Annotated in this window: 11 protein-coding genes; 1 reads left to right on the top strand and 10 read right to left on the bottom strand. The window is 60.6% G+C overall.

The features are described from left to right. Nucleotides 1-20: 20 nt before the first annotated feature. The 7 genes from ACIOVB_RS18380 to ACIOVB_RS18410 all read right to left on the bottom strand — a co-directional run bounded on the left by ACIOVB_RS18380 (nt 21) and on the right by ACIOVB_RS18410 (nt 9,433). Nucleotides 21-1,169, bottom strand: coding sequence for an iron-containing alcohol dehydrogenase (locus ACIOVB_RS18380; protein WP_401270077.1), 1,149 nt, complete (start codon nt 1,167-1,169; stop codon nt 21-23). A 287-nt stretch (nt 1,170-1,456) separates the two neighbouring features. Beyond that, a complete protein-coding gene (locus ACIOVB_RS18385; RefSeq protein WP_401270080.1) occupies nt 1,457-2,281 on the bottom strand; it encodes an ABC transporter permease in 825 nt (274 codons plus the stop codon). Between the two features lie 12 nt (nt 2,282-2,293). Then, a complete protein-coding gene (locus ACIOVB_RS18390) occupies nt 2,294-3,541 on the bottom strand; it encodes an ABC transporter permease (protein WP_187681116.1) in 1,248 nt (415 codons plus the stop codon). 277 nt (nt 3,542-3,818) lie between these two features. Next, nucleotides 3,819-4,862 carry an ABC transporter substrate-binding protein gene (locus tag ACIOVB_RS18395; protein WP_401270084.1) on the bottom strand — a complete coding sequence of 348 codons (1,044 nt, stop codon included), beginning with the start codon at nt 4,860-4,862 and terminating at the stop codon, nt 3,819-3,821. Between the two features lie 49 nt (nt 4,863-4,911). Next, nucleotides 4,912-6,036, bottom strand: a complete 1,125-nt coding sequence (locus ACIOVB_RS18400) for an ABC transporter ATP-binding protein (protein WP_187681115.1) — start codon at nt 6,034-6,036, stop codon at nt 4,912-4,914. A gap of 352 nt (nt 6,037-6,388) precedes the next feature. After that, complete coding sequence (locus ACIOVB_RS18405) at nt 6,389-7,018, bottom strand: response regulator (protein WP_401270087.1); 630 nt, start codon at nt 7,016-7,018, stop codon at nt 6,389-6,391. Between the two features lie 18 nt (nt 7,019-7,036). Beyond that, nucleotides 7,037-9,433 (bottom strand): PAS domain S-box protein, encoded by a 2,397-nt coding sequence (locus tag ACIOVB_RS18410; RefSeq protein WP_401270090.1) that lies wholly within the window; start codon nt 9,431-9,433, stop codon nt 7,037-7,039. Nucleotides 9,434-9,506: 73 nt separating this feature from the next. Here ACIOVB_RS18410 and ACIOVB_RS18415 point away from each other — a divergent pair, with 73 nt between their 5' ends. Beyond that, nucleotides 9,507-10,496 (top strand): alpha/beta hydrolase family protein, encoded by a 990-nt coding sequence (locus ACIOVB_RS18415; RefSeq protein ID WP_401270093.1) that lies wholly within the window; start codon nt 9,507-9,509, stop codon nt 10,494-10,496. Nucleotides 10,497-10,562: 66 nt separating this feature from the next. Here the strand turns inward: ACIOVB_RS18415 and ACIOVB_RS18420 are convergent, their stop codons facing one another. From ACIOVB_RS18420 to ACIOVB_RS18430, 3 genes are read right to left on the bottom strand one after another with little or no spacing between them, the layout of a single operon-like run. Further along, on the bottom strand, nt 10,563-11,330 hold the full coding sequence (locus tag ACIOVB_RS18420) for a TerB family tellurite resistance protein (protein ID WP_187680826.1): 768 nt from the start codon (nt 11,328-11,330) through the stop codon (nt 10,563-10,565). Nucleotide 11,331: 1 nt separating this feature from the next. Continuing rightward, a complete protein-coding gene (murU, locus tag ACIOVB_RS18425; protein ID WP_401270095.1) occupies nt 11,332-12,003 on the bottom strand; it encodes an N-acetylmuramate alpha-1-phosphate uridylyltransferase MurU in 672 nt (223 codons plus the stop codon). After that, nucleotides 12,000-13,019 carry an aminoglycoside phosphotransferase family protein gene (locus ACIOVB_RS18430; RefSeq protein ID WP_401270098.1) on the bottom strand — a complete coding sequence of 340 codons (1,020 nt, stop codon included), beginning with the start codon at nt 13,017-13,019 and terminating at the stop codon, nt 12,000-12,002. The genes murU and ACIOVB_RS18430 overlap by 4 nt, the downstream gene beginning before the upstream one ends. Nucleotides 13,020-13,034: the final 15 nt, after the last annotated feature.

Genomic DNA, 13,034 nt, shown 5'->3' on the forward strand with positions numbered 1-13,034 from the left:
GCGCACCGTGACCGCGATGATCAGTAGGCCGCGCGGTAGATCTTCTCGATATCGATGGCGCTGAGCTTGCGCGGGTTGTTGCGCATCAAGCGCTCGATTCCCGCGGCCTCCACGGCCATGGCAGGGATCGCGTCTTCCGGCACACCGAAACTGCGCAGGCCGACGGGGATTTCCACCGCCACACAGAGGTCGGTCATGGCCTGCACGGCTTTGTCCGCCGCTTCGCTGGCACTCAGATGAGCGGTCTTCACGCCCATGGCCTCGGCGATATCCTGCATCCGCTCGACGCAGGCCATCTTGTTCCAGGTCATGACATACGGCAGCAGCAAGGCATTGCTGACGCCATGGGCAATGTTGAAACGCCCACCCAGTGGATAAGCCAGCGCATGCACCGCGCCGACGCCGGCATTGCCGAACGCCATGCCGGCCATCAGGCTGGCGGTGGCCATGTCTTCTCGGGCTTGCAGGTTGGCGCCGTTGGCGTAGGCCTTGGGCAGTGCGTTGGCGATCAGCTTGATGGCGCCGATGGCCAGGGAGTCAGTGATCGGCGAAGCGTTGACCGACAGATAGGATTCGATGGCGTGCACCAGCGCATCAACGCCACTGGCCGCGGTGACACTGCGCGGACAGGTCAGGGTCATTTGCGGGCTGACCAGCGCCACGTCCGGCAATAGATAGTCGCTGACGATGCCTTTCTTCAGTTGCGCAACCTTGTCGGAAAGGATGGCGACGTTGGTCACTTCCGAACCGGTGCCGGCGGTGGTCGGGATGGCGATCAGCGGCGGGCCTTTGCGTGGCACCTGTTCGACGCCGAACAGATCTTCCAGCGCGCCGTGATAACCGGCATAGGCCGCGACACTCTTGGCGATGTCGATGGCACTGCCGCCACCGAGACCGATCAAGCCGTCATGCCCACCCTCGCGATATACACGCATGCAGTCTTCGACGATGGCGATTTCCGGATCCGGCAGCACGCGGTCGAAAATCTCGTACTCGCGCCCACCCAATTGCACCAGCGCCAGCTCCACGGTGCCGGACTTGACCAGCGCGGCGTCGGTGACGATCAGCGGATTGTCGATATCGAGACGGGTGAGTTCGGCCGCCAGTTGCTCGATGGCCCCCGCGCCGGTGATCAATTTGTGAGCGATTTTGAACTGGGAAAGACTCATCGTGCGCAGCCTCTTATAGATGTGGGAGCTGGGCACAAGATTAGCTGGAGATTTGGGGTTGTCTGCTATTCAGGTCGTGAATGACCCATCAAGGGCAAGATCAACAGCCCCTCACCCTAGCCCTCTCCCGGAGGGAGAGGGGACTGACCGAGTTGTACTCTCGAAGTACATCGACCTGAATTACCGAGTCGAACTCAGGCCTTGAACAGCACAACGATCTGCTCCCTTCCCCCTCGCCCCCTTGGGGGAGAGGGCTGGGGTGAGGGGGTAAGCTTTTGATCTGGCCCTTAAACCTGAGCGGTACGCAGTTTTTCGCTACGGCCGCGTAGCCATTCCAGGGTCAGCAGGAGGATGACGGAGAACGCGATGAGCAACGTAGCAGCCGCCGCAATCGTCGGACTCAAATTCTCACGAATCCCGCTGAACATCTGCCGAGGCAACGTCGCCTGCTCGGGACCTGCAAGAAACAGCGTCACCACCACCTCATCAAACGACGTCGCAAAGGCAAACAGCGCACCGGAAATCACCCCCGGCGCAATCAGCGGCAAAGTCACCCGACGGAACGCGGTCAACGGCGAAGCGCCAAGGCTGGCCGCGGCACGCACCAGATTGTGGTTAAACCCCTGCAACGTCGCCGACACCGTGATGATCACAAACGGCACACCCAGCACCGCGTGCACAACGATCAACGAGAAGAAGCTATTACCTAGCCCCAGCGGTGCAAAGAACAGGTAACTCGCCACACCAATAATCACCACCGGCACCACCATCGGCGAAATCACCAGCGCCATCACCAGTGCTTTGCCGGGGAAGTCGCCCCGGGTCAGGCCGATCGCCGCCAGCGTGCCGAAGATCATCGCCAGCACCGTCGCGGCCGGGGCGACGATGATGCTGTTCTTCAGCGCGCGCATCCATTCCGCCGAGGCGAAGAAGTCGTGATACCACTGCAGCGAGAAGCCTTGCAGCGGGTACACCAGAAAACTGCCCGAGTTGAACGACAGCGGCACGATCACCAGCACCGGCAGAATCAAAAACAGCAAAATCAAGCCGCAGAGGATCCGCAAGCTGTAGAACCACACCAGTTCGATGGGCGACATATAAGGACTCAGCATTTCAAATTCCCCTTAGCTCAGGCGCAGGCGACTGGCGCCCACCAGCCAGCTGTAAATCAGATAAAGCACCACGGTCGCCAGCAGCAACAGCCCGCCCAGCGCGGTGGCCATGCCCCAGTTGATGCTGGTGTTGGTGTAGAACGCGACGAAGTAGCTGACCATCTGATCGTTCGGGCTGCCGAGCAGCGCCGGGGTGATGTAGTAGCCGATAGCGAGGATGAACACCAACAGGCACCCGGCGCCGACACCGGCATAGGTCTGCGGGAAATACACGCGCCAGAAACTGGCGAACGGATGGCAGCCCAGCGAGATCGCCGCACGCATGTAGGTCGGCGAGATGCCTTTCATCACGCTGTAGATCGGCAGGATCATGAACGGCAGCAGGATGTGCACCATCGAGATGTAGACGCCCGTGCGGTTGAACACCAGTTCCAGCGGTTTATCGATGATGCCCATGGCCAGCAGCGCGCTGTTGATCAGACCGCCCGATTGCAGCAGCACGATCCACGCCGCGACCCGCACCAGGATTGACGTCCAGAACGGCAGCAGCACCAGAATCATCAACAGGTTGCTCTGGCGCGATGGCAGGTTGGCCAGCAGGTATGCCAGTGGATAGGCGAGCAGCAGGCAGATCACGGTGATGACCAGACCCATCCAGAAGGTGCGGGCGAAGATGTCCAGGTAGATCGCCTGATCCGGGGTCGCCGGGGCGATTTCACCGAGGTCGTCGATGCGGTGATCGACCGATGCCAGCAAGTAATACGGCGTAATGCTGCTGGTGTTGCGTTTCACCGCTTGCCAGTAGGCCGGATCGCCCCAACGTTCGTCGAGTGCTTCCAGTGCTTCTTTATAAGAGGCCGGTTCGCTGGCAAATGGCAGCGCCCGGGCAGTTTTGGTCAGCAGGCTGCGATAGCCGGCCAACTCCATGTTCAAGCGCTTCGACAGATCGCCCAGTGTCTGGTTTTTGCGCGCTTCGGCGAGGTCTTCGCCGGCCGCTTTGTACACCGGTTCAGCGGGCAGGCCACGGCCGTCCCAACTGGCGATGGCCGCCACGGTGCGCGGCATGCCGCCGACCACTTCCGGGTTGCCGACGCTTTTGTAGAGCAGCGCCACGATCGGCACCAGAAACACCAGCAACAGAAACAGCACCAACGGCGCAATCAACGCCTGGGCTTTCCAGCGGTTGACCCGCTCGGCGCGCTTGAGCTTCTGCTTCAAGGTGGGGCTGGCGCCCTCGTTCAGGGGAACGGCGATGGCCATGACGTACTCCGCAAATCTTTGATCGTTACAGAGGTGGCGAACCACCTCTGTTGTGTTGGAACACAGCTACCTGTGGGAGCGAGCTTTCCTGAGAAAGCGAACCTTGTGGCGAGGGGATTTATCCCCGATGGGTTGCGAAGCAGCCCCAAAACCACGCAGCTCGGTGTGTCAGGAAGGTTGGAGTCTCAGGTTCTACGACTGCTGCGCAGCCGATCGGGGATAAATCCCCTCGCCACAAAAGCACCCATCGCCATCTCCCATGCAGGTGAAACAGTGGTTACTTCGCCGCCCAGGAGTTGAAGCGCTGTTCCAGTTGCTCGCCGTTGTCAGCCCAGAAGCTGACGTCGATCTGCACCTGGTTGGCGATGTTTTCCGGGGTAGTCGGCATATCTTTCAGCACATCCTTGCTCAGCAACGGAACAGCCTGGGTGTTGGCCGGGCCGTAAGCGATGTTTTCCGAGTAGGTCTTCTGCTGCTGCGGCTGTACCGAGTAGGCGATGAACTTCTTCGCCGCTTCAGCACGCTTGGCGTCCAGACCTTTCGGGATGGCCCACGCGTCAAAGTCGTAGATACCGCCGTTCCACACCACTTTCAGGTTCGACTCTTTCTGCACGGCAGCGATGCGACCGTTGTAGGCAGAGCTCATCACCACGTCGCCGGAAGCGAGGTATTGCGGCGGTTGTGCGCCGGCCTCCCACCACTGAATGCTTGGCTTCAGCTCGTCGAGTTTCTTGAATGCGCGATCCTGACCACCCTTGCTCGCCAGCTCTTTGTAGACGTCTTTAGGCGCCACACCATCAGCCATCAAAGCGAATTCGAGGGTGTACTTGGCGCCTTTACGCAGGCCACGTTTGCCCGGGAATTTCTTGGTGTCCCAGAAATCGGCCCAACTGGCCGGCGCGGTTTTCAGCTTGTCGGCGTTGTAGGCGAGTACGGTCGACCAGACGAAGAAACCTACGCCGCACGGCTGAATCGCGCCTTTGACGTAGTCTTCGGTTTTGCCGAACAGCGCCGGGTCGAGTTGCTCGAACATGTCTTCGTCGCAGCCACGGGACAGCTCTGGCGATTCAACTTCGACCAGATCCCACGACACGCTCTTGGTGTCGACCATGGCTTTGACCTTGGCCATTTCGCCGTTGTACTCACCGGCGACGATTTTGCCGTTACCCGCCGCTTCCCACGGTGCATAGAAGGCTTTGACTTGCGCCGCCTTGTTCGCCCCGCCAAACGACACCACGGTCAAATCCGGGCCAGCGGCCATTGCGCTGGCCGCACCCATCAGGCCCAGGGTCAGGGCGGTGAACTTCAGGGATCTCAACATTTATTGTTCTCTCCACGTGCAGGGTTGGTGTTGGTATTGCGGGGGGCGATCAGTTCGCCTCTAACAGCGGATCAAGCGCGCGAACGTGCTCGACCTGCCAGCCAAGCGGAACCACGTCACCAACCGCGAGCGCGGGATCGAGCTCGGCAATCGGTTGTTTCACGAAGAAGTCGGTCTTGCCGCAGACTTCCAGGCGCACCCGGACGTGGTCGCCCAGATAGATGAATTCCGCCACCCTCCCTGAGAAGCGGTTGACGCATTGGTCGCTGGAACCGTTGAGACTGACGCGCTCCGGGCGAATCGACAGGGTCACTGGCTCGCCGGTCTGGCCGACGTTGACCGCCAGTGCCTCGACCTTCTCGCCACGGCCCAACTCGACCACGCAACGCTCACCGCTCTGGCTGAGCAAACGACCGTTGAGGCGATTGTTCTCGCCGATGAAGTTGGCGACGAAGGTGTTTTTAGGCTCTTCGTACAGCGTGCGCGGCGGCGCGATCTGCTGAATTTCGCCTTGGTGGAACACGGCGACGCGATCGGACATGGTCAGCGCTTCGCCCTGATCGTGGGTTACGTAGACCACGGTCACGCCGAGGCGCTGGTGCAGATGCTTGATCTCCATCTGCATGTGTTCACGCAGTTGTTTGTCGAGGGCGCCGAGGGGTTCGTCCATCAGCACCAGTTGCGGCTCGAACACCAACGCGCGGGCCAGGGCCACACGCTGTTGCTGACCGCCGGACAACTGCGCCGGGTAGCGCGAAGCGAACGCGTCGAGCTGCACCATGCTCAGGACTTTCTTGACCTTGTCGGCGACGTCACTCTTGTTCAGGCCACGCACGGTCAGCGGGAACCCGAGGTTTTCGGCGACGGTCATGTGCGGGAACAGTGCGTAGTTCTGGAACACCATGCCGATGTCGCGCTTATGCGGCGGCACGTTGTTGATCGCGCGCCCGGCCAAGAGGATTTCGCCAGCGGTCGGCGTTTCGAAACCGGCGAGCATCATCAGGCTGGTGGTCTTGCCGGAACCGGACGGCCCGAGCAGGGTAAGGAATTCGCCTTTGCGAATGTCCAGGTTGAGGTCTTTGACGATCAGGTTCTCGCCGTCGTAGCTCTTCTGCACTCCACGAAAGCTGACCAGCACATCACTGGCCCCTGCGTTTGTATCGACCTGGCTCATACCCACACCTTTGTTGTTGATGACTGCTTGTGTACCAAGCCTAGTGGCTGGCGGCAGGCACGCAAATCGGGGCGCAGGAGAGAATTGGCTCAGCGGGATGGAGGGTTGGGGGTAGGGATTGCCCTACAAGGATGGCGCTAATGGATAAGGCAATGACAAGCGTCAAGCTGTAAGCCGCCAGCCAAGGCAAAAGCGCCTGTCGCTAATGGATATGCCTCCATTTACGAACTCGAAGGCGATCCCCTGTAGGAGCGAGCCTGCTCGCGATAGCGTTCTGTCAGGCAACACTTCTGTGATTGATCCTTTGCTATCGCGAGCAGGCTCACTCCTACAGTTTTGACTGCGGTGTGGCTCAGAGGAGTTTGTGTTCCATCGCGTACTTCACCAACTCGGCCAGCGAAGTGATGTTGAGCTTCTGCATCAGCCGCGCCTTGTGGGTGCTGATGGTCTTGCTGCTCAGGGCCAATTGCTGGGCGATGTCGTTGACGTTGGCGCCCTGGGCCAAGCGCTCGAACACCGAGAACTCGCGCTCGGACAACAATGAATGCAACGGCCGCGCATCGGTCAGGCCGACCTCGAAGACCATGCGGTCGGCCAGATCCGGGTCGATGTAGCGCCCACCCGCCGCGACTTTGCGGATGGCCGTCAGCAACAGCGCCGGATCGCTGTCCTTGGTCGCATAACCCGCAGCGCCAACCTTCAAGGCGCGAGCAGCCATTTGCGCCTCGTCGTGCATCGACAACACCAGAATCGCCGGCGGATTTTTCAGCGCACGGATTCGCGGGATCGCTTCCAGGCCGTTGACGCCTGGCATGGAGATGTCCAGCAGCACCACTTCGCACGGCACATGGCGCAGGGTTTCGAGCAGTTGTTCACCATTGCTCGCCTCTCCCACGACTTGCAGGTCCTTGGCCAGGCCGATCAATTGCTTGATGCCTTCACGGACGATGGTGTGGTCTTCGGCTACCAGTACACGGATCACGTTGTTCTCCAGATTCAGTCAAACCTCATCCACCGGCACCCAGACATTCAGACTGGTGCCCTCCCCCGGCTCACTCTCAAGCACCAGACGCCCCCCCATGATCAGCACCCGTTCACGCATGCCCACCAAGCCAAACGAAGTCGGTCGACCGGCAGCGGCGACAAATCCTACGCCATCATCGCTGACCGTCAGACACAATTCATCGCCTTCCAGCGCCAGCGTCAGTTCCACAGTATGCGCCTGGGCATGACGCATGACGTTGGTCAGCGCCTCCTGCAGGATGCGGAACAGGCCAATCGCCTTGGCATCGCTGAGCGGCGGCAGATTGTCCGGCACCTGCACCAGACACGGAATCTGCGTGCGCGCCTCGAACCGGCGCGCCTGCCACTCAATCGCTGACGCAATCCCCGCATCGAGAATCGGCGGGCGCAATGCGGTCGCTACATCACGCACCAACTGGAACAACTGAGCGATCAGGCGCTTCATGCTGTTCAACCTGTCGTGCAGACCAGGGTCGAGTTGCGCGTAGGCCAGTTCGCACATCGATGTCTCCAGTTTCAGCACCGTCAGCATCTGCCCCAGCTCATCGTGTACTTCCCGGGCAATCCGCGCCTTCTCTTCTTCGCGCACGCTCTCAAGGTGTGCCGACAGCTCGCGCAGTTGCTCACGCGATGCCGCCAGCTCCAGCTCGATGCGCTTGCTCTCGGTAATGTCCCAGACGATGCCGTCCCAGACATAAGCGCCATCTTCAAGCTGCCGGGTGATCGCTTTGATCTCGGCCCAGCGCTGCTCGCCCTGTCGTGTGAGAATTCGCCCCTGCCACGACCAGTCGCTATCGGTGTCCAGCGCCTGATCCTGGGTGCGGTGATAACTGGCCTTGTCATCCGGATGCACCAGACTGCGCAGGCCCATGTCGCGGTGGGCAATAGCGGCCGGCGCGTAGCCAACCAGACTTTCGCTGCCCTCACTGATGTAGGCAAAGTCGATCTGCCCGGTGACCGGCGCCCGCTCCAGGCGGAACACCAGGCCCGGTACATTGGCGGCGATGCCTTGAAGGCGCGCTTCACTTTCCTGCAACGCCGCGAGTGCGCGACGGCGCTCGGTGACGTCGTTGAGATAGACCACCAAATACTCGCTGTCGCGAAAACGCAGGAAACTCAGCGATACATCCGCCGGCAAAATACTTCCATCGGCACGCACACAGCTTGTCTCAAAACTCAGCGGCCCTTCTTCACTGGCACGCGCGCGTTTCCACAGATTGAGCCAGCGGTCCATGTGCAGACCCGGTTCGAAATCAATCAGCGGTCGCTCGATCAGCCCGCCCGAGGGGTAGCCGAGCATGTTTTCCGCCGCCCGGTTGGCGTAGCGCACATGGCTGTCCCAGTTGACCCAAAGAATGCCGACAGTGCTTTGATCGATGGAAAACTGCGTCAGGCGCAGCGCTTCTTCGCTGGCGGCGCGCAAGGCGATGTCTTCACGCGCGGCGAGCAGGCGTTGTTCGAGGCTGTGCTGCTGGCGCCGCTGCCAGAACACGATCGCCACGCAACTGAGCAGCATGACCGCGAACAACAGACTGAGGTTCTGCCAGAACCCCGGCGATTCCGACAACCGTGGATATTTGGGTTGCAGCCATTGATTGTGCAGGCGCTCCAGATCCTTGGCCGGGATCGAGCGCAGCGCGCTCTGGACGATGCCGGCCAGCTCAGGCCAGTCCCGGCGCGAAGCGACTCGCAACAATTGCGGCAGGCCGATATCGCCGACCACTACCAGTTCAGCGAACTCCGGTTCTGCCGACAACCGCCCGAGTTGCGCTTCATCGACCACCGCGTAAGACGCCTGCTGACTCAACAACAATTGCAGCGCTTGACGCTCCAGCGGCACGCCTTGCAGGTTCAGGTGTGGATAGTTGCCGCGCAGATAGTCGGCGGTGGTGCTCGGCATGCGCACGGCGACGCGGGTCTGGCCATCGAGTTTTTCCAGATCCACCACACCCCCGGCCTTCTGGTCGCTGACCACCAGTTGCGGCACACGCATGTACGGATCGGAAAACTGCCACAAACGAAGGGCGCTCGGTGTCTGGGTCAGACCAGGGGCGATGTCGATCTCGCCATCGAGTGCAGCCGCTTCCAGTTGCGCCAGATCCTGAAAATTGCGCCAGCTCAATTCGACATTAAGGGCTTTGGCCAGCAATTTCATCAGCTCGACGTTGGCTCCGGACAGCCGCTGCAAACGCCGATCGTATTGCGCATACGGCGCCTGCAGCACCAATCCGACCCGCAATTCGTTGTGTTGCGCGAGCCATTGCTGCTCGCTCGCTGACAACTGCGCAACGTGTGCCGGTGGCGCAGGCGCCGCCCAGCCCATCAAGGGAAGCCACAAACAGCCGATAACCCACAGGCAGCAAAATCGCTTCATTGAAGTCTCATACACTGACAAATTCTGACCAACCCATTAGGCTGCCGGGATACTTTCTGGCCTGGAATAACCGATGCCCTCTGTCTACCGCCTGGCAATGCCAGCATTGTGCCTGTCGCTGATCCTGCCTTGTGCGTTTTCTGTCCACGCGGCCGACCCGGCCCCTGCCGCCCCTGCGGAAAAATCCGCCGAAGAAAAACCGGCCGAGCGCCAACCACTGCTTGAGCGTAGTCAGGAAGAGGCCGCGGCACTGGAACGTAAAGTCCCGGCGCAAGAACAGCAACAGCTTCAAGCCGGCAGCGACACTTTCCTCGCCTTGTGGAAACCGGCCAACACCGCCGAACCGAAAGGCGCGGTGATTATCGTCCCCGGTGCTGGCGAAACCGCTGACTGGCCACAAGCAATCGGCCCGTTGCGGAGCAAATTGCCGGACGCCGAATGGAGCAGTCTGAGTATCACCCTGCCCGATCTGCAAAGCGATGCCATCGCTCCGCGCGTAATTGAAGCCGTTGCTGCGCCGAAAGCCCCCGAAACAGGCAGCAAGGACGCCACCACCGCGCAGCCGATCGAACAAGCAGCAGGCGGTGAGGCCGAAGTCGCCGACCAGGTGATCGCCGAAACGACTGAAGAACAATCCAAAGCCGATGCCGAACGCATCTTCGCGCGCATCGACGCCGCCATTGCCTACGCCGAACAGCAAAGTGCGCGGCGCATTGTCGTGCTCGGTCATGGAACGGGCGCGTATTGGGCGGCGCGTTTCTTGAGCGAGCGGCAAACGGCGCAGGTGGAGAAATTCGTCATGGTCGACGCGCAAGCACCGGCCAAGGCCAGACCGCCGCTGGCGGAACTGACCCCGACGCTGAAACTGCCGACCGCTGATATTTTCTACATGGACAAAGCGCTGGATCGCAACGCGGCGCTGGAGCGCATGCAGGCGAGCAAGCGCTTGAAGACGTCGGCGTTCAGCCAAGTGGCGCTCAAGGCGTTACCGGATAACAAGGCTGAGCAGGAACAGTTGTTCCGTCGGGTGCGTGGCTGGTTGAGCCCACAGAACACAGACTGACCCAAAAGCAAAAGATCGTCCGAAGGCTCAGGCCGCGATCGGACGATCTTTTGATCTTGAAACCGCCTAACGAAAATCCCGCCGTTCACGAATCAACGTGTAGGCATTGTGCAACTCGCGGGTCTTATCGGTCGCCTCTCGCACCTGCATCGGCGTTGCACCGCTGCCGGCAATCTTGTCCGGATGATGACGGCTGAGCAGACGTCGATAAGCTCGTTTGATTTGCGCCGGTTCGCTGCTCGCCGACACACCGAGCAATCGCATCGCTTCCTGATAGCTTACCGCCGCACTGACGATGGGCCGTTTGCCGGGCTCGTAATCACTGGCCAACGCCTGCACCTGATGCGTCGTCCAGCCCAGCCATTTACCCCACTGCGCCAACAATTCCCGCTCGCTGACGCCGGCACGACCATCGGCCCAGACCATCCGCCAACACGCGCGCAACACGCCTTCGGCCGCATGCGGCTGCGCACTCAGACGCCGTAGATAACCGCGAAGATTATCGTCCCCGGACTTGCCGCGATTGAACGCCGCAATCGCCCGGCGCGTCGCCGGCTCGCTCATCTCCAGCGCGCGCATCTCATTGCGCGCCTGCTGGATATGTCCATCCGTCACCCGTCCGTCACTCTTGGCCAGACGCCCGAGCAACACGAACAACAATTCGTCGTTGCGCAGCATCGGCCGACCACCGAGTTTCTCCCGCAGATGCCCCCAGCTCTGCAAATGCAGACGCCGATCCAGCGCCTGCCCCAACAAAGCCCCAAGCATGGCCCCCGGAATGCTGGCAATCGCAAAACCCGCTCCGGCTCCAATCAGAGTCCCTGGCCACAACATATCAGCGACTCGCTTCTATCAAGGTTTCAGCTTCGGCCAGACGCTCATGCGTGCCGACATCCACCCAATGACCTTTCAGGCGCTCGCCCGTCACCTGCCCATCCGCCATGGCCTTGCGCAGTAGCGGTGCCAGCTTGAAGGCACCGTCCGCGCAGCCGTCGAACAGTTGCGGATGGATCACGGCGATACCGCTGTAGGTCAGGGTCGCGGCAGTCGGCTGGCCGTCGATGACCTGACCGTCTACCAAAGAAAAATCACCTGTCGGGTGATGCGCCGGATTGTCCGCCAGCACCAGATGCGCCAGACCGGTGATCGGCTGGTGCAGCACGCTGAAATCGTAATCGGTCCAGATATCACCGTTCACCACCAGGAACGCATCATCGCCGAGCAATGGCAGCGCACGGAAAATCCCGCCGCCGGTTTCCAGCGGCTCGCCTTCCGGCGAGTACTGGATGCTCAGACCAAACTGCGAACCGTCGCCCAGGTAATCCTCGATCTGCTGACCGAGCCAGGCATGATTGATTACTATCTCGCTGAAACCCGCCGACGCGAGGGCACGCAGGTGATATTCGATCAACGGGACGCCGCCGGCACGTACCAGCGGTTTCGGCGTGGTCAGGGTCAGCGGGCGCATACGCTCGCCTTTGCCTGCCGCCAGAATCATTGCTTTCATGCCGTCGCTCCACCACGCAGGCTGGTGAACAGCGCTTGCAGTTCGGCCAGCTCAGGACGACGGGCGATCACTGCTTCTATATAGGAGAAGAAGCGCGGTACGTCGGCGAGGTAACGCGGTTTGCCATCGCGATGGCAGATGCGAGCGAAAATGCCGATGACTTTCAGGTGACGCTGCACGCCCATCAGGTCGCTGGCGCGCAGGAAGTCTTCGAAATCCGGCTGCACGGGAATGTTCAGTGCCGAGGCTTGCTGCCAGTAAGTTTCCAGCCAGCCACGGACGCGCTCTTCAGGCCAACTGAGGAAGGCGTCCTTGAACAGGCAGGTCACGTCGTAGGTCACCGGGCCGTAGACCGCATCCTGAAAATCCAGCACGCCGGGGTTCGGCTCGCTGAGCATCAGGTTGCGCGGCATGTAGTCGCGGTGCACCAGCACTTTCGGTTGGGCCAGAGCACTGTCGATCAGCAAATCGCTGACGTGTTGCCACTGTTGCTGTTGGGTCGAATCGAATTCGATACCCAATTCACGCTTCACGTACCACTCGGGAAACAGTTCCAGCTCACGACGCAGTAATGCAACGTCGTAACTCGGTAACGGTGCGACCATCGGCAACTGCTGAAAAGCCAGCAGCGCTTGCAGGGCATCGCTGAACAATGCGTCGGCATTTTCGCCATCGATCACGTCCAGATAGGTCTTGTTACCCAGGTCATTGAGCAAAAGAAATCCGCGTTCGAGGTCTTCGGCATAAATTTTCGGCACATTTATTCCGGATTTCGCCAGCAAAAAGGCGATATCCACGAACGGTTTGCAGTTTTCCTGGGGCGGCGGCGCGTCCATTACGACGAAACTGCGACCCGCGCCTTCCCAACGGAAGTAACGGCGGAAACTCGCGTCGCTACTGGCCGCGGTCAACGTGGCCGGGGGCACGGCGCCCCAGCCCTGATCTGCAAAGAGGATTGCCAACTGTTCATCGAGCCAAACTTTCAGGTGTTGCAAGCGTACATCTTGGTCAGGCATTGCAAGGGTCTCCGA

It is taken from the genome of Pseudomonas sp. NPDC087639, from assembly GCF_044743385.1.
Taxonomy (GTDB): Bacteria; Pseudomonadota; Gammaproteobacteria; order Pseudomonadales; family Pseudomonadaceae; genus Aquipseudomonas.